14 protein-coding genes are annotated in these 16,416 nt (G+C 70.5%); 6 read left to right on the plus strand and 8 right to left on the minus strand.

Going from position 1 to position 16,416, the window contains the following annotated elements; all coding sequences use genetic code 11:
* Window positions 1-33 precede the first annotated feature (33 nt).
* The 4 genes from thiB (at window position 34) to NNZ72_RS08435 (ending at window position 5,008) form a co-directional block, all read left to right on the plus strand.
* Window positions 34-1,041 carry a thiamine ABC transporter substrate binding subunit gene (thiB, locus tag NNZ72_RS08420; protein WP_257314841.1) on the plus strand — a complete coding sequence of 336 codons (1,008 nt, stop codon included), beginning with the start codon at window positions 34-36 and terminating at the stop codon, window positions 1,039-1,041.
* Entirely contained in the window at window positions 1,038-2,657 is a 1,620-nt protein-coding gene (thiP, locus tag NNZ72_RS08425) for a thiamine/thiamine pyrophosphate ABC transporter permease (protein ID WP_257314974.1), read from the plus strand. Before thiB ends, thiP begins: the two co-directional genes overlap by 4 nt.
* Window positions 2,650-3,369 (plus strand): thiamine ABC transporter ATP-binding protein, encoded by a 720-nt coding sequence (gene thiQ / locus NNZ72_RS08430; protein WP_257314842.1) that lies wholly within the window; start codon window positions 2,650-2,652, stop codon window positions 3,367-3,369. The genes thiP and thiQ overlap by 8 nt, the downstream gene beginning before the upstream one ends.
* Before the next feature lie 130 nt (window positions 3,370-3,499).
* Window positions 3,500-5,008 (plus strand): M48 family metalloprotease, encoded by a 1,509-nt coding sequence (locus NNZ72_RS08435; RefSeq protein ID WP_257314843.1) that lies wholly within the window; start codon window positions 3,500-3,502, stop codon window positions 5,006-5,008.
* Window positions 5,009-5,090: 82 nt separating this feature from the next.
* Here NNZ72_RS08435 and NNZ72_RS08440 read toward each other — a convergent pair whose 3' ends face one another.
* The 8 genes from NNZ72_RS08440 to NNZ72_RS08475 form a co-directional block, all read right to left on the minus strand.
* Window positions 5,091-5,951: an RNA polymerase factor sigma-32 gene (locus tag NNZ72_RS08440; RefSeq protein WP_257314844.1), complete on the minus strand. Its 861-nt coding sequence runs from the start codon at window positions 5,949-5,951 to the stop codon at window positions 5,091-5,093.
* A 286-nt stretch (window positions 5,952-6,237) separates the two neighbouring features.
* On the minus strand, window positions 6,238-6,807 hold the full coding sequence (locus tag NNZ72_RS08445) for a CarD family transcriptional regulator (RefSeq protein ID WP_257314845.1): 570 nt from the start codon (window positions 6,805-6,807) through the stop codon (window positions 6,238-6,240).
* A 366-nt stretch (window positions 6,808-7,173) separates the two neighbouring features.
* Window positions 7,174-7,512: a ferredoxin FdxA gene (gene fdxA, locus NNZ72_RS08450; protein ID WP_257314846.1), complete on the minus strand. Its 339-nt coding sequence runs from the start codon at window positions 7,510-7,512 to the stop codon at window positions 7,174-7,176.
* A gap of 138 nt (window positions 7,513-7,650) precedes the next feature.
* Complete coding sequence (locus NNZ72_RS08455) at window positions 7,651-8,070, minus strand: RNA-binding S4 domain-containing protein (protein WP_257314847.1); 420 nt, start codon at window positions 8,068-8,070, stop codon at window positions 7,651-7,653.
* A 3-nt stretch (window positions 8,071-8,073) separates the two neighbouring features.
* Window positions 8,074-11,277, minus strand: a complete 3,204-nt coding sequence (locus tag NNZ72_RS08460) for a helicase-related protein (protein WP_257314848.1) — start codon at window positions 11,275-11,277, stop codon at window positions 8,074-8,076.
* Window positions 11,278-11,380: 103 nt separating this feature from the next.
* Window positions 11,381-11,704, minus strand: a complete 324-nt coding sequence (locus NNZ72_RS08465; RefSeq protein WP_257314849.1) for a hypothetical protein — start codon at window positions 11,702-11,704, stop codon at window positions 11,381-11,383.
* A gap of 88 nt (window positions 11,705-11,792) precedes the next feature.
* A complete protein-coding gene (gene thpR, locus NNZ72_RS08470) occupies window positions 11,793-12,374 on the minus strand; it encodes an RNA 2',3'-cyclic phosphodiesterase (RefSeq protein WP_257314850.1) in 582 nt (193 codons plus the stop codon).
* 84 nt (window positions 12,375-12,458) lie between these two features.
* A complete protein-coding gene (locus NNZ72_RS08475; RefSeq protein WP_257314851.1) occupies window positions 12,459-13,103 on the minus strand; it encodes an arylesterase in 645 nt (214 codons plus the stop codon).
* Window positions 13,104-13,161: 58 nt separating this feature from the next.
* On the opposite strand from NNZ72_RS08475, the gene NNZ72_RS08480 reads away from it, so the two are divergent.
* Window positions 13,162-13,869: an ABC transporter ATP-binding protein gene (locus tag NNZ72_RS08480; protein WP_257314852.1), complete on the plus strand. Its 708-nt coding sequence runs from the start codon at window positions 13,162-13,164 to the stop codon at window positions 13,867-13,869.
* The gene (locus NNZ72_RS08485; RefSeq protein ID WP_257314853.1) at window positions 13,866-16,406 is read left to right on the plus strand and encodes an ABC transporter permease; all 2,541 of its coding nucleotides are present in this window, start codon (window positions 13,866-13,868) and stop codon (window positions 16,404-16,406) included. The genes NNZ72_RS08480 and NNZ72_RS08485 overlap by 4 nt, the downstream gene beginning before the upstream one ends.
* The last annotated feature ends 10 nt before the right edge of the window (window positions 16,407-16,416 follow it).

The following is a 16,416-nucleotide window of genomic DNA, read 5'->3' on the forward strand; positions in this document are numbered from 1 at the left end:
CCTATTCCCGTTCATGGACAGAAGGAGGCGCTGATGCGCAAGACCATTGTTTCCCCGATCGCGGCGCTCGCCGCATCCCTCGCCCTGCCGGCGCTCGCGCAGGAGAGGACGCTCACCGTCTACACCTACGAGAGCTTCGTCGCCGACTGGGGTCCCGGCCCCAAGGTCGCCGAGGCCTTCGAGGCGACCTGCGCCTGCAAGGTGACCTGGGTCGGCGTGGCCGACGGCGTCGAGCTCCTCACCCGCCTGAGGCTCGAAGGCGCGGGCACGCGGGCCGACGTCGTGCTCGGCCTCGACACCAACCTGATCGCCGAGGCGAAGGCGACGGGCCTCTTCGAGCCGCACGGGCTTTCCCCCGAGGGCCTGACGGTGCCCGGCGGCTTCTCCGACGACACGTTCCTGCCCTACGACTACGGCCATTTCGCCGTCGTCTACGACAGCGAGACGCTGAAGGACCCGCCGGCGAGCATGAAGGAACTCGTCGAGGGGAACCCGGACGAGAAGATCGTCATCGAGGACCCGCGCACCTCGACGCCCGGCCTGGGACTGCTGCTCTGGGTGAAATCCGTCTACGGCGACGAGGCGGGGGCGGCCTGGGAGAAGCTCAAGGACCGCGTGCTGACGGTGACGCCCGGCTGGTCGGAGGCCTACGGCCTCTTCACCAAGGGCGAGGCGCCGATGGTGCTCTCCTACACGACCTCGCCCGCCTATCACATGATCGCCGAGAACACGGAGCGCTACAAGGCGGCCGCCTTCGCCGAGGGCCACTACGTGCAGATCGAGGTCGCCGGCCTGACCAAGGCGGGCAAGGACAAGGCGCTCGCCCGCGACTTCCTCGCCTTCATGACCGGCCCCGACTTCCAGTCGATCATCCCCGAGACCAACTGGATGATGCCCGCCGCCGCCACGCGCGACCCGCTGCCGGAGGCCTTCGACCGGCTGGTGAAGCCGGAGAAGACCTTCCTCTACTCGCCCGAGGCCGTCGCGGAGAACCGCAAGGCCTGGATCGACGAGTGGCTTTCCGTCATGAGCGCGCGATGATCTTCGCCCGCGCCGAACGCAGGGCCTTGCGCGCCGCCGGGGGCATCGCCCTCGGCTTCGTGCTCGCCTTCGTCGGCGTGGCGACCGTCGTGCTGCTTTCCCATGCCGACGGCGCGGGCGCGCCGCTGCTCGACGCCTATACCTGGCGCGTCGCCCGCTTCACGCTGCTGCAGGCGACGCTGTCGACGGTCCTGTCGATCCTGCTGGCGATCCCCGTCGCCCGGGCGCTCGCCCGCCAGCGCGCCTTTCCCGGCCGGGTCTGGCTGCTGCGCCTCTCCGCCGTGCCGCTCGGCCTGCCGGCGCTGGTGGCCGCACTCGGCATCGTCGAGATCTGGGGGCGGCAGGGCGTCGTCAACGATCTCCTGCGGCTTGCGGGGCTTGCAAGCCCCGTCAGCGTCTACGGCCTGACGGGCATCCTGATCGCCCATGTCTTCTTCAACATGCCGCTCGCCGCGCGGCTGATGCTCGCCGCCCTCGACCGCATCCCGGCGGAATACTGGCTGACGGCGGCGAACCTCGGCATGGGCGGCGGCGCCACATTCCGGCTGATCGAATGGCCGGTGATCCGCCGCGTCATCCCCGGCATCGCCGGCCTCGTCTTCATGCTCTGCGCGGCGAGCTTCACCATCGTGCTGACGCTCGGCGGCGGGCCGGCGGCAACGACGATCGAGGTGGCGATCTACCAGGCGCTGCGCTTCGACTTCGACCCGCCGCGCGCCGTGCTCCTCGCCTTCCTGCAGATCGCCGTCACCGCGAGCCTGCTGTCGCTCGGCACCCTCCTCGGCCGGCCGCCGGAGGAGGGCATGACGGCCGGGCGCGCCATCCGCCGCTTCGACGGGAGAAGGCGCAGGCCCGCCGACGCGCTGGTGCTCGTCCTCTTCACGCTCTTCACCGCCGCACCGCTCGCCGCCACCGTCGCCTCGGGGCTCGCCGCCGATTTCGGCCGGCTGGCGCTCGACCCGCTCCTGCACCGGGCGCTCGTGACGAGCCTCGCCATCTCGTTTTCCTCGGCGAGCCTGTCGCTCGCCATCGCGCTGCCGATCGTGCTGGTGCCGCCGCTCGCCGGCGCCGCGGATTCCGGGACGGCGACGCGGCTGATGGCCCGCGCGCTGCCGGCGATGGGCTCGCTGATCCTGCTGGTGCCGCCCGTGGTGGTGGCGACCGGCTGGTTCCTGGTGCTCAGGCCCTTCGGCGAGACCGGGCGCTTCGCGCCGGCGGTGATCACCGTCATCAACGCGATGATGGCGCTGCCCTTCGTCGTGCGCGTGCTGGAGCCCGCCTACCGCACCCACCTCGCCCGCACGGCGCGGCTGGCGCTCTCGCTCGGCGTCACCGGACGGCACCGGCTGCGCTGGATCGACCTGCCGGCGCTGAGGAAGCCGTTCCTGACCGCCTTCGCCTTCGCCATGGCGCTGTCGCTCGGCGATCTCGGCGCCGTGGCGATCTTCGGCGCCGAGGGCTTCGTCACCCTGCCCTGGCTGCTCTTCTCCCGCATGGCGAGCTACCGCACGGCGGACGCCGCCGGCATCGCGCTGGTGCTCGGCGTGCTCTGCCTCCTCCTCACGCTCCCCTCGACCGCCGCCGACCGCCGGCGCCAAGGACCCGCCGATGCCTGATATCGCCATCCGCCTCAGCGGCGTGACCGTGCGCTTCGCCGAAAAGCAGCTTTCCTTCGACTGCGCGATCCCCGAGGGCGCGGCCGTCGCCGTGGCGGGTCCGTCGGGGGCGGGCAAGTCGACGCTCTTCAACGTCATCGCCGGCTTCGAGACGCCGGCGACCGGCAGCGTCACGCTCCTCGGCAAGGACATGGCGGGCCGCGACCCGGCCGACCGGCCCGTCTCGATCGTCTTCCAGGACAACAACCTCTTCGCCCATCTTTCCGTCGCCGACAATGTCGGCCTCGGCATCGACCCTTCGCTCCGGCTCGACGCGGCGGCGCGCCAGCGGGTCTTCGCCGCGCTTTCCCGCGTCGGCCTCGGCGGCCACGAGCGGCGCCTGCCGGGGCCGCTCTCCGGCGGCGAGCGGCAGCGCGTGGCGCTCGCCCGCGCGCTGGTGCGCCGCCGGCCGATCCTGCTGCTCGACGAGCCCTTCGCCGCGCTCGACCCGGCCATGCGCGCCGAGATGGCGAAGCTGCTCTCGGAGCTCACCGCCGAGACGGGCAGCACGATGCTCTTCATCACCCACCAGCCGGAGGATATCCGCCGGCTCGCCGAGCGGGTGATCTTCCTGGAGGACGGCGCCATCGTCCTCGACGAGCCGGCGGAGGATTTCCTGTCGCGCCGCGCGCCGCCGGCCGTCGCCCGCTTCCTCGGCCACGGCCCCGTCTGATGCTGCGCCGCCACAATTTGGACGCCCCCCTGTGTCACCGGAGCCACAAGGAAAATCCTTTGTCGACTGGGAGTTGCCGGCCGGGTACGGCGCGTCTATCTCATGAGGTCGAGGGGTGTGGGCAAGCACGATGGCGCAACCGACAGAGACTGCGGCAAACCGATCCGGACGCGGGGCCTTGCGGCCGCTTGCCGCGCTGACGCTGCTTGCCGCGCTGACGCTCGCCGGCTGCCAGTCGCTGATCGAGCAGAGCTACGAGCCGACGGTCTCGCCCTCCTCCAACCCGCAGATCGTCGACGAGGTGCAGAAGAACGACCCGCGCGCGCAGATGGGCGCGCGCGAGCATCCGCGCATCGTCGCAAGCTACGGCGGCGAGTACAAGGACGCCAAGACCGAGCGGCTGGTCGCGCGCATCGCCGGCGCGCTGACGCTGGTTTCGGAGAACCCGAACCAGTCCTACCGCATCACCATCCTCAATTCCCCGGCGATCAACGCCTTCGCGCTGCCGGGCGGCTATCTCTACGTCACGCGCGGGCTGCTCGCGCTCGCCAACGACGCCTCGGAAGTGGCCGCCGTGCTCTCGCACGAGATGGCGCACGTGACGGCCAACCACGGCATCCAGCGGCAGAAGATGGAGGAGGCCGAGGTCATCGCCAGCCGCGTGGTGGCCGAGGTGCTGTCCTCCAACATCGCCGGCAAGCAGGCGCTCGCGCGCGGCAAGCTGCGCCTCGCCGCCTTCTCGCGCAACCAGGAGCTCCAGGCCGACGTGATCGGCGTGCGCATGCTGGGCGAGGCCGGCTACGACCCTTACGCGGCGGCGCGCTTCCTCGATTCGATGGCCGCCTACAGCCATTTCACCTCCGTCGACCCCGAGGCCGACCAGAGCCTCGACTTCCTGTCGAGCCACCCGAACGCGCCGCAGCGCGTCGAGCTCGCGCGCCGGCACGCGCGCGCCTTCGGGGCGGAGGGCACGGTCGGCGACCGCGGCCGCGACTACTATCTCGCCGGCATCGACGGCCTGCTCTACGGCGACGCGCCGGAGGAGGGCTACGTGCGCGGCCAGACCTTCCTGCACGGCAAGCTCGGCATCCGCTTCGACGTGCCGGCCGGCTTCCAGATCGACAACAAGGCCGACGCGGTGCTGGCGACCGGCCCGGGCGACATCGCCATCCGCTTCGACGGCGTGGCCGACAGCCGCCGGCAGAACCTCGTCAACTACATTTCCAGCGGCTGGGTGACGGGGCTGCGTCCCGAGACGATCCGCGCGATCACCGTCAACGGGCTGGAGGCCGCGACCGCGAGGGCCGCCGCCGACCGCTGGGACTTCGACGTGACGGTGGTGAGGATCGACAACCAAATCTACCGCTTCCTGACGGCGGTGCCGCAGGGCTCGGCGGCGCTCGCGCCGACCGCCTCCGTGCTGAGATCCTCCTTCCGCAAGCTGAGCGCGGAGGAGGCGGCCTCGCTGAAGCCGCTGCGCGTGCGCGTCGTCACCGCCCGGCCGGGCGACACCGTCGCCTCGCTGTCGGCGCGCATGATGGGCACCGACCGCAAGCTCGACCTGTTCCGGATGATCAACGCGCTCTCGGCGACGAGCAGCATCCGGCCCGGCGACAGGGTGAAGATCATCAGCGAGTGAGGGTATAGGCGGCGCGTTGCGCCGCACCCCCCTCTGGCCTGCCGGCCAGAGGGGGTGGCGTCATGCGGCGAGGTTATTTCCGTCAGGCGTAGGCGAATTCGGGGGTCTTGCTGACGAGCAGGACCTTCAGCTTCTCGAGCGCGCGGTTCTCGATCTGGCGCACGCGTTCCTTGGAGATGCCGAGCATCACGCCGAGCTCCTCCAGCGTCGCCGAGGTCTCGGCGAGCCGGCGGGCGCGGATGATCTTCATCTCGCGCTCGTTGAGCTGGCCGAGCGCGGAGCGCAGCCAGTCGCGCCGGCGCTCGCCGTCGATCGAGCCCTCCGCCTGCTCGTCGGGAAGCGGCGCGTCGCTGGCGAGGAAGGCGATGCGGTCGGCCCCGTCGGCATCGCCGCCGGAGAGCGGCGCCTGCAGCGAGACGTCGGAGGAGGAGAGGCGCGCGTCCATGGTGCGCACGTCGGCGGTGCTGACGCCGAGTGCGGCGGCGATCTCGCGGTGCACCGCCTCGCTCGTCAGGTGCGTGTCGCCGCGGGCGAGCCGCGCGCGCAGGCGCCGGAGGTTGAAGAACAGCGCCTTCTGCGCCGAGCTGGTGCCGCCGCGCACGATCGACCAGTTGCGCAGCACGTAGTCCTGGATCGAGGCGCGGATCCACCAGGTCGCGTAGGTGGAGAAGCGCACCTGGCGGTCGGGCTCGAAGCGGGCGGCGGCCTCCAGCAGGCCGATATAGCCCTCCTGCACGAGGTCGGCGAGCGGCAGGCCGAAGGCGCGGAACTTGCCGGCCATGGAGACGACGAGGCGCATGTGCGCGGTGGCGATGCGGTTCCTCGCTTCCTGGTCGGCGTTCTCCTTCCAGGCGAGCGCCAGTGCCTGCTCCTCCTCGCGGCCGAGATAGGGAGCGGACATCGCGAACTTGATCATCCGGCGGTCTGCGGTGGTCGTCGTCATGGCCCTTCTCTCCACGCCATCCACCCTCCTGCACGAGGAGGTTGCTTGAGCCGACGAACGCCGGCGCGGGAAAAAGGTTCCAACAAAAAGCGGGTGGGCAGCCCCCTCATCCGGCCCTTCGGGCCACCTTCTCCCCGCCGGGGAGAAGGAGAAGGATCGCGGCGTCTCGTTTTACCCTTCTCCCCGGCGGGGAGAAGGTGCCGGCAGGCGGATGAGGAGGGCCGGCAACAAAAAACCCGGCCGTTTCGGGCCGGGCTCCTTGAGAAGGCGGGAAGGATGGGGCCTGTCAGGCGGCCTCGTCCTGGGATTCGTCCTCTTCCACGGCCTTGCCGCGCTTCGGGCCCTTCGAGAGGTTGGTCTCGACGAGGCGGACGGCCTCGGTCTCCGACATCTTGTTGACGGCGGCGATCTCGCGGGCCATGCGGTCGAGGGCGGCCTCGTAGAGCTGGCGCTCGGAATAGGACTGCTCCGGCTGGTTCTCGGCGCGGTAGAGGTCGCGGACCACCTCGGCGATCGAGATGAGGTCGCCGGAATTGATCTTGGCGTCGTATTCCTGGGCGCGGCGCGACCACATGGTCCGCTTCACGCGGGCCTTGCCCTGGACAACCTTCAGCGCACGCTCGACGAAGTCCGTCTCGGACAGCTTGCGCATGCCGATCGTGACGGCTTTCGCCACCGGCACCTTCAGGCGCATCTTGTCCTTGTCGAAATCGATGACAAAAAGCTCGAGCTTCATACCCGCGACTTCCTGCTCCTCGATGGCGACGATCTGCCCGACGCCGTGGGCGGGATAGACGATCGATTCACCGGTCTTGAAGCCCTGGCGCGTGGAAGATTTCTTCTGCTGAGTCGTCATTCTGTTCACTTACTCCCTGTTACGCTCCCGGCGGGGGCCGGGTTGGGTCCGAGGACCCGGGAAAGACGGGGGCACCGTCGGGGTGACCACTCTGGTCCGACCAGCCATGCGCAAAGAGGCCTGCGACGCGTTCACATGTGAGCAACGCGAGGTTGCCTATGGGAGGTGAGCGACGTTGAAGGGATCGTTTGCTTTCGTGGTGGTGCTCGGGCATACGAATGCCGCGATTTGGATCAGTATCCGGACCCTATCACAAAAAAGTGTCGGAATCAATAATTTGCTTCGCATGGGTCATCAAGCCTGCCCTATCGCCTCGCGGCGGGAGCAGACCCGTTTTCCCCAGCTTCGGCCGCAGGCGGGCGGCTCTCAGTCCCCCTCGCCGGGGTTCGGCGAGAAATACTTCTCGTACTTGCCCTCCACGCCGTCCATCTCCTTGGCTTCCGGCATGGCGTCGCGCTTGACCGTGATGTTCGGCCAGACCTGGGCATATTCGGCATTGACCTTCAGCCACATGTCGAGCCCCGGCTCGGTATCCGGCTTGATCGCCTCGGCGGGACATTCCGGCTCGCAGACGCCGCAGTCGATGCACTCGTCCGGATGGATGACGAGGAAGTTCTCGCCCTCGTAGAAGCAGTCGACAGGGCACACCTCGACGCAGTCCGTGTACTTGCAGCGGATGCAGTTGTCGGTCACGACATAGGTCATGCGTCACTCCAGAATCGTCGGCGGCAGGGCGGGTCCGCACGCAACCCGCAGGCCTGTTCCGGTGGGTGAGGTAAAGGCTTTGCCGGCGCTTTGCAAGGACAAAGCATGCGTCTTGCCGCCGCGGAAAGGCATGAAATTCTACTCGTCCGCGTCGCCGGAAAAATCCTGCAGGCGGTCGGTCTCCCGGCGTTCGCGCTTGGTCGGGCGGCCGCTGCCGCGCTCGCGCGTCGCCTGGGCGAAGAGGGTCCGCTCCCCGCGCGGCGGGGGCGGCGGCGTCATGTCCTCGTAGAGGCGGCGGGCCTCCTCGTAGGGGCCGCGCCGCGCGCCGGAAGCGAGCACCTTCACCGTGACGTCGTGGCGGTCGAGCGCCAGCACGACGAGATCGCCCGGCCGCACCGCATGCGACGGCTGGCGGACCGCGACGCCGTTGACGCGGACGTCGCCCGCCTCCACGGACCTGGCGGCGAGCGAACGCGACTTGCGCAGCCGCGCGAAGAACAGCCACTTGTCGATGCGCTGGCGCGCCGGACCGCCGGGCTGTTCCTCGTCGTCCGCCATCGCCTACTTCTTCAGCTGCTCCTTGAGCGCGGCGAGCTTGGCGAAGGGCGAATCCGGATCGATCGGCTTCTCCTTGCGCGGCGGACGCGCCTCGAACTTGGCCGGCTGCTGCGGCTTGCCGTGACGGTCGTGGCGATCCTGCCGGTCGCCGCGCTCCGGGCGGTTGCCGCCCTGCGGCTTTCCGTCGCGGCCCCTGCCCTGCCCCTGTCCCTGTCCTTGGCCCTGCCCCTGGCCCTGGCCCTGATCCGGCCGGCTGCCGCGGCCCTCGCGCCGGTCGCCCTGCGGGCCGCGATTGCGCTCGCCGCGCCGCTCGCCGCGACCCTCGCGTTCGCCGTGGCGGTGGCCCTGGCGCTGGTTGTCGTGGCGCGAGCCGGGGCGCCACAGGAGCACCGGCTTCACCTCGACGGACTCGCCCTCGGCCGCGGCCTCCTCGGCGGCGGGTGCCTCTGCGGCAACGGCGTCCTCGGCCGCCGGGGCTTCCGCCGCGGCAGCGGCCGGCGTCTCGCCGGCAACGGTTTCCTCGGCCGCCGGGGCTTCCGCCGCGGCGGGGGCCGGCGTCTCGCCGGCAGCGGCTTCCTCGGCCGCCACGGCAGGGGCGTCCCCGGCTGCGGGGACCTCTTCGGCGGCGGGCGCGGAAACCTCCTCCGCGCCGGCGGCGGCCGGTGCCTCGCCTTCCGGCTCGGCGGCATCGGCGTCGTGCTCGTCGGCGGTCTCGGCGGGCGCGGCCTCCGCGGTCGGCTCGGCCGGCGCCTGCGCGGCGAGGAAGGCCTGCACCTCCTCCGCCTTGAGGCTGTCCGCACGGTAGCCGAGGCCCTTCAGGATCTCCTCCATGTCGTCCGGCGTCGCGCCGAGGATCGACAGCATGGCCGTCGTCGTCATGAAGCGGCGGCCGTCATAGGCGCCGTCCGGGCGCGGCGTGCCGGGCTTCCACTGCAGGAGCGGCCGGATGAGGTCGGCGAGGCGCTCCAGGATGTCGATGCGCACGGCGCGCTTGCCGAGGAAGCGGAAGCCCGCGAGCTTGTAGAAGGTGCGCTCGAAGCCCGGGTCGGTGACGACCGAGGTGCGGCCGGCGGCGAGCACCGGGATGAGGTCGCCGTAGCCGGGCTTGTCGAGCCCGTCGTTCTTCAAGGCCCAGAGCAGCGTGATCAGCTCGGCCGGGGCGGGCTTGAGCAGCGCCGGCATGAAGATGTGGTAGGCGCCGAAGCGTATGCCGTGCTTGCGGATCGAGGCGCGCGCCTCCTGGTCGAGCGCCTTGACGTCGTCGGCGACGTCGCGGCGGAACAGCACGCCGAGGTTTTCCACGAGCTGGAAGGCGAGGCCCTTGGCGAGCCCCTGCAGGTCCTCCGCGCGCGACAGGTCGTCGAGCGGCTTCAGGACCGTGGCGACATGATGGTTGACGAAGCGCTCGATGCGCGCGGCGACGTGGTCGCGGGCGTTGCCGGTCAACTGCTCGTCGGCAAGCAGGATGACGCGCGGGCGCATGACGTGGTCGCTCGCCGCAAGCCGGGCGACGGGATCGCCGAGCCAGCGCACCGTGCCGTCGGAGCCGAGCGCGAGATCGGCGTTGCCGGCGGCGTGCAGGCGCGCGGCGCGCGCCTCGAACTCCAGCGCGAGCGCCTTCTGCGCGGCCGCCTGCACGGCCTTGGCGTCCGGGCCCTCCGCGCCCGAGGCGAGCGTGAACCGGAATCCGGCCAACTGCCCGACATGATGTCCTTCCACGAAGACATCGCCATTCACACTGATTTCAGCTTCCAGCATCGCATTCTCTCTCAGGCGCTTCATGAGCACAGATGTCCTGCGATCAACGAAGCGTTTCGTCAACCGTTCATGCAGCGCATCGGACAATCGGTCCTCGATTTCCCGCGTCTTTTCCTGCCAGTGTGTCGGATCGGCCAGCCAGCCGGGACGATTCGACACATAGGTCCATGTCCTTATCTGCGCGATTCGCGCCGAAAGCGTGTCGATCTCGCCGTCGGTGCGGTCGGCGCGGCGGACCTGGTCGGCCAGGAAATCCTCGTTGACCGTGCCGCGCGTGACGAGGTCGGCATAGAGCGTCGAGATCAGGTCGGCGTGCTGGGCCGGCGTGATGCGGCGGTAGTCCGGCAGCGCGCAGGCCTCCCACAGCTTCTCGACCCGCTCGGGGCTCGTCGCAAGGTCGCGGATGTCGGGATAGCGGGAGAGATGGTCGAGCGCCTGCTGGTCGACGGCCGGCAGCGCGCGGGTGAGGCCGCCGACAGGCGGGGCGGCGTCGAGCGAGTAGCGCAGGCCCGCAAGCGAGGAGAAGTCGAAGCGCACCGTGCGCCATTGCAGCACGCGGACGGGATCGAACTGGTGCGTCTCGATGCGCTTCACCAGCTCCTCGTCGAACGGGTCGACGCGGCCCGTCACCCCGAAGGTGCCGTCGCGCATGTGGCGGCCGGCGCGCCCGGCGATCTGGGCGAGCTCGGCCGGGTTGAGGTTGCGGAACTGGTAGCCGTCGAACTTGCGGTCCTGGGCGAAGGCGACGTGGTCGACGTCGAGGTTGAGGCCCATGCCGATCGCGTCGGTGGCGACGAGATACTCGACGTCGCCCTCCTGGTAGAGCGCGACCTGGGCGTTGCGGGTGCGTGGGCTAAGCGCGCCGAGCACCACGGCCGCCCCGCCGCGCTGGCGGCGGATGAGCTCGGCGATGGCATAGACCTCGTCGGCCGAAAACGCGACGATCGCCGTGCGCTGCGGCAGGCGGGTGATCTTCTTCGAGCCGGCATAGAAGAGCTGCGACAGGCGCGGCCGCTCGACGACGGAGATGCCGGGGAGGAGCTGCTCGAGGATCGGCTTCATCGTCGCCGCGCCGAGCAGCAGCGTCTCGTCGCGGCCGCGCAGGTGCAGCACCCGGTCGGTGAAGATGTGGCCGCGCTCCAGGTCGCCGGCGAGCTGCACCTCGTCGATGGCGACGAAGGAGGCGCGCGTCTCGCGCGGCATCGCCTCGACGGTGCAGACCGAGTAGCGCGCCATCGCCGGCGTGATCTTCTCCTCGCCGGTGACGAGCGCCACGTTGTGGTGGCCGACCCTTTCCACCAGGCGCGTGTAGACCTCGCGCGCCAACAGCCTCAGCGGCAGGCCGATCACGCCTGTCTCGTGGGCCACCATGCGTTCGATTGCGTAGTGGGTCTTGCCCGTGTTGGTCGGGCCGAGCACCGCGGTGACGCCGCGGCCGCTCAGGATCATGGGTGCTTGCGACAAGACATGCCCCGGCAGGTTTCCATTCCGGCCCACAGATGCCCATCGGGGCGGGCAAAGACAAGGGGGCGGGGCGAAAGCGCCCGCGATTCTACAGGCAGCTGACCGGCCCGGCCGCCGTGTAGGCAGCGTAGGAACAGGCGAAGAGGCCCGCCATGACGATCACCCCGTGCCACGCGAGGAGGATGGCGGGACGGCCGCGCAGCGACGGACAGAAGAAGGACATCAGCACGGCGACGGGGCTGACGACCGCGATCGCGACGAGCAGGATCTGCGCGGGCGGGATGTAGATCGGGATGAGGTGCCAGCAATTCGCGAACCTGTAGGGTCCCGCCGTCGAATAGGCGGCGACGGCGAGCGCCGCCCAGACGAGGACGTGGAGGGACAGCAGCGGCCATTTCCAGAACCGTTTCACGGGGCATCCCTCCCCGCCGACCGCACCCCGCACGGCAGGGGAGAACGCGCGGCGGGCCGGGGACCTGCCTCGAACGGGCGGGACCGCCTCAAAGCGGATGGTCGTGCAGTGCCGCACCCTCGCGGCCGGGCGCGGCCTCGTAGAGCGGGAACACCTCCTCCGTGATGTAGGGCCCGCCGCCGACCGATTCCTTCGAGGACATCAGCACGAAGCGGTTCACGGTGAAGGGCGCGGTGTGGAAGTTGCCGCGGCCGGAGAGATAGTGGGCGACGTCCTCGGTGCGGGCGTTGCGCAGCCGGGCGAGCGTCACGTGCGGGGTGAACTTGCGCGGATCGGCGGGCAGGCCGAGGCGCTGACAGATGCGCTCGATCTCCGCCTGCAGCGCATACATCTCCGGCGCGGGCGTGACGCCGGCGAAGACCGAATGCGGCTTCTTCGAGCCGAAGGAGCCCATGCCGGAAAGCGCGAGCTGGAATTCCGGCCGCTCGATGCGGTCGAGCCGGTCGACCACCTCGTCGGCGGTGCGCCCGTCGATGTCGCCGATGAAGCGCAGGGTTATGTGGAAGTTCTCGACATCGATCCAGCGGGCTCCGGGCAGGCCCCCTCTCAGGAGCGAGAGGCTGAGGGCCGCGCTCTGCGGCACTTCGAGGGCGACGAACAGTCTCGGCATGGCGAGTTCCCCCTGTGGCTATGGCTGCAGCGAATCACGCATCGCCCTTCGGCGCAACCCCTATTTCGCACCCGCGAAAATTGTTCACGGGGTATCTTCGAGCGACGCCAGGAACGCCTCGACGGCAGGCAGCATGGCGCGCACCATGACGGCCACGCCCTCGGCGTTCGGATGCATGCCGTCCTCCAGCTGCAGCTCCGCCTTCGTCACCACGCCGTCCAGGAAGAAGGGATAGAGCGCGGCGCCGTGCTTGCCGGCGAGCCGCGCATAGATGCCGTTGAAGCGCTCGGCATAGTCCGGCCCCATGTTGGGCGGCGCCAGCATGCCGACGAGGAGGACGGCGATGCCGCGCTCCTTCAGCCGCGCCAGCATGGCGTCGAGGTTCTTCTCCGTCTCCGCCGGCGGGATGCCGCGCAGCGCGTCGTTGGCGCCGAGCTCGAGGATGACGCCCTGCGTGCCGTCCGGGATCGACCAGTCGAGCCGGGCGAGCCCGCCCGAGGTCGTGTCGCCCGACACGCCGGCATTGGCGATCTCCACGTCGTGGCCCTTCTCGCGCAGGGCCGCCTCCAGCCGCACCGGGAAGGCGTCGTTCGCCGGCAGCTGGTAGCCCGCCATCAGGCTGTCGCCGAAGCCGACGAGGCGCACGGGCGCCGCGCGCGCGGCACCCGCGGATAACAAAGCTGTGATCGCAAGGGCGGCGAAAAATCCGACGGCGGCTTTAAACGGCATGTGGCTGATCCTAGATTGCGGGCGTTCCAGTCTTCCGTGATATATAGGGCAGAATTCCTTGGCCAAAACCCTCATCGACCTCACCGACGCCGACCTGACGCTGGGCCGCGCCGCCGCGGCCGTGCATGTGCTGAAGGGCGTCTCGCTGTCGATTTCCGCCGGCGAATCGGTCGGCATCGTCGGCCCCTCCGGCTCGGGCAAGTCGACGCTGCTCATGGTGCTCGCGGGCCTGGAACGGCTGGACGGCGGCAGGATCGTCATCGACGGGGTCGACCTCACGCATCTCGACGAGGACCGGGTCGCCGATTTCCGCGGCCGCAACATCGGCATCGTCTTCCAGTCCTTCCACCTCATCCCCAACATGACGGCGCTGGAGAACGTCGCCGTGCCGCTGGAGCTCGCCAACGTGCGCGGCGCCTTCGACATCGCCAGGCGGGAGCTCGAGGCCGTCGGCCTCGGCGAGCGGCTGACCCACTATCCCGGCCAGCTTTCCGGCGGCGAGCAGCAGCGCGTGGCGATCGCCCGGGCGCTCGCGCCCTCGCCGAAACTGCTGATCGCCGACGAGCCGACCGGCAACCTCGACACCGAGACCGGCCGGCAGATCGCCGACCTCCTCTTCTCCAAGCAGGCCGAGCGCGGCATGACGCTGGTGCTCGTCACCCACGACCCGGCGCTCGCCGCCCGCTGCGGCCGGGAGCTGCGCATGCGCTCCGGCGAGATCGCCGGCGACGCCGCGCCCGCCGCCGCCGAGGCGGTGCCGGCATGAGCCTTCGCCGCCTTCCGCTCGCCCTCCGCCTGGCGCTGCGCGAGATGCGCGGCGGGCTCAGGGGCTTCTACATCTTCCTCGCCTGCATCGCGCTCGGCACCGGGGCGATCGCCGCCGTCAACTCGGTCTCCAGCGCCGTCACCCGCGCCATCGCCACGCAGGGCCAGGCGCTGCTTGCCGCCGACGTGCGCTTCGAGCTCAACAACCGCGCCGCGACGGCGGACGAGAAGGCCTGGCTCGACGGCCTCGGCACCGTCGCCGTCTCCACCCGCCTGCGCTCGATGGCCCGCCTGCCGGACGGCTCCGACCAGACGCTGGTCGAGCTGAAGGCCGTCGACGGCCTCTACCCGCTCTACGGCGCGCTCGAGACCGAGCCGCAGCGGCCCGCGGCCGAGCTGCTTGCCGAGGACGGCAGCGTCCACGGCGCCATCGTCGCGCCGCTGCTCCTCGACCGGCTCGGCGTCTCCGTCGGCGACGAGGTGCTGATCGGCACCGCGCGGCTGAGGATCGCGGCGATGCTGACGCGCGAGCCGGACGCCGTCTCGGAAGGCTTCGGCTTCGCCCCGCGCCTCCTCGTCTCGGAGGCGGCACTCGCCGCAAGCGGCCTCGTGCAGACCGGAAGCCTCGTCGAGCACGCCTACAAGATCCGCCTCGCCGATCCCGACGCCGTGCTGCCGGCGATCCGCGAGCGCGCCAACGAGGCCTTCCCCGCCGCCGGCTGGTCGGTGCGCACCTCCGGCAACGCCGCCCCCGCCCTCACCAGCAACATCACCCGCTTCTCGCAGTTCCTGACGCTCGTCGGCCTCACCGCGCTGATCGTCGGCGGCGTCGGCGTGGCCAACGCCGTGCGCGCCTATCTCGACGGCAAGCGGCCGGTGATCGCCACATTCAAGTGCCTCGGCGCGCCGGCCTTCCTGGTGACGGCGATCTATCTCGCGCAGATCGTGCTGATCGCCGCCGTCGGCATCGCGATCGGCCTCGTCCTTGGCGCGCTGACGCCGATGGTCGCCATGCGCTTCCTCGCCGAATTCCTGCCGGTGCCCGCCGAGGCGGCGATCTACCCGTCGGCGCTGCTGCTCGCCGCCGTCTTCGGCATCCTGACGGCGCTCGCCTTCGCCGTGCTGCCGCTCGGCCGCGCCCGCGAGGTGCCGGCGACCGCGCTCTTCCGCGAGCAGGGCTTCGAGCCCTCCGGCCTGCCCGGCTGGCCCTATCTCCTCGGCGCGGCCGTCTTCCTGGCGGCGCTCGCGGGGCTGGCGATCCTGACGGCCTACGACCGCTTCATCGCCGTCACCTTCCTCGCCGCGATCGCCTTCGCCTTCGTCGTGCTGCGCCTCGTCGCCTGGGGCGTGACGGCGCTCGCCCGCAGGAGCCCGCGCGTCAACTCGCCGGCGCTGAGGCTCGCCATCGGCAACATCCACCGGCCGGGCGCGCTCACCTCCTCCGTCGTGCTGTCGCTCGGCCTCGGTCTCGCGCTCCTCGTCACGCTGGCGCTGATCGACGGCAACCTGCGCCGCGAGCTCACCGGCAACCTGCCGGAGCGCGCGCCGAACTTCTTCTTCGTCGACGTGCAGGGCGCCGACCTCGACGGCTTCCGCGACGTCCTGAAGGCGAACATGCCGGACGGCAAGATCGTCGAGGTGCCGATGCTGCGCGGGCGAATCACCGCCTTCAACGGCGAGGACGTGACGGCGCGCAACGTGCCGCCGAAGGGCCAATGGGTGCTGCGCGGCGACCGCGGCATCACCTATGCCAGGCGCGTGCCGGAGAATTCCACGCTGTCGGCGGGAAGCTGGTGGCCGGAGGACTACGACGGCGAGCCGCTCGTCTCCTTCTCCGCGGAGGAGGCGGGCGACCTCGGCCTGAAGCTCGGCGACACGGTGACCGTCAACGTGCTCGGCCGCAACATCACCGCGCGGATCGCCAATTTCCGCACGGTCGAGTGGGAATCGCTGTCGATCAACTTCGTCATGGTCTTCTCGCCCAACACGTTTGCCGGCGCGCCGCATGCGTGGCTGGCGACGATGATCGATCCCTCCGCGACGCCTGAGCAGGAGGCGGCGACGCTGAAGGCCGTCACCAACGCCTATCCGACGATCACCAGCGTGCGGGTCAAGGACGCGCTCGACGTCGTCAACGAGCTGGTCGGCCAGCTCGCGGTCGCCATCCGCGCGGCCGCGGCCGTCGCGCTGGTCGCCTCCGTGCTGGTGCTCGCCGGCGCGCTCGCGGCCGGCAACCGGGCCCGCGTGCACGACGCCGTCGTGCTGAAGACGCTGGGGGCGACGCGGCGCACGCTGATCACCGCCTTCAGCTACGAATACATGATGCTGGGGCTCGCCACCGCCGTCTTCGCGCTGTTCTCCGGGGGCGTGGCGGCCTGGTACGTGGTCGCCCGCATCATGAACCTGCCGTCGGCCTTCCTGCCGGACGTGGCGGCGCTGACGGTCGTGACCGCGCTGGTCGTGACGGTCGGCATCGGCCTTGCCGGCACGTGGCGCATCCTCGGGCAGAAGGCGGCGCCCGTGCTCAAGGAATTGTGATCGGTGCTTC

The organism is Shinella pollutisoli (assembly GCF_024609765.1).
GTDB lineage: Bacteria > Pseudomonadota > Alphaproteobacteria > Rhizobiales > Rhizobiaceae > Shinella > Shinella pollutisoli.

Coding starts and splice junctions, on each gene's coding strand:
- thiB (WP_257314841.1), top strand. CDS start 34: ATGCGCAAGACCATTGTTTCCCCGATCGCGGCGCTCGCCGCATCCCTC.
- thiP (WP_257314974.1), top strand. CDS start 1,038: ATGATCTTCGCCCGCGCCGAACGCAGGGCCTTGCGCGCCGCCGGGGGC.
- thiQ (WP_257314842.1), top strand. CDS start 2,650: ATGCCTGATATCGCCATCCGCCTCAGCGGCGTGACCGTGCGCTTCGCC.
- NNZ72_RS08435 (WP_257314843.1), top strand. CDS start 3,500: ATGGCGCAACCGACAGAGACTGCGGCAAACCGATCCGGACGCGGGGCC.
- NNZ72_RS08440 (WP_257314844.1), bottom strand. CDS start 5,951: ATGACGACGACCACCGCAGACCGCCGGATGATCAAGTTCGCGATGTCC.
- NNZ72_RS08445 (WP_257314845.1), bottom strand. CDS start 6,807: ATGACGACTCAGCAGAAGAAATCTTCCACGCGCCAGGGCTTCAAGACC.
- fdxA (WP_257314846.1), bottom strand. CDS start 7,512: ATGACCTATGTCGTGACCGACAACTGCATCCGCTGCAAGTACACGGAC.
- NNZ72_RS08455 (WP_257314847.1), bottom strand. CDS start 8,070: ATGGCGGACGACGAGGAACAGCCCGGCGGTCCGGCGCGCCAGCGCATC.
- NNZ72_RS08460 (WP_257314848.1), bottom strand. CDS start 11,277: ATGATCCTGAGCGGCCGCGGCGTCACCGCGGTGCTCGGCCCGACCAAC.
- thpR (WP_257314850.1), bottom strand. CDS start 12,374: ATGCCGAGACTGTTCGTCGCCCTCGAAGTGCCGCAGAGCGCGGCCCTC.
- NNZ72_RS08475 (WP_257314851.1), bottom strand. CDS start 13,103: ATGCCGTTTAAAGCCGCCGTCGGATTTTTCGCCGCCCTTGCGATCACA.
- NNZ72_RS08485 (WP_257314853.1), top strand. CDS start 13,866: ATGAGCCTTCGCCGCCTTCCGCTCGCCCTCCGCCTGGCGCTGCGCGAG.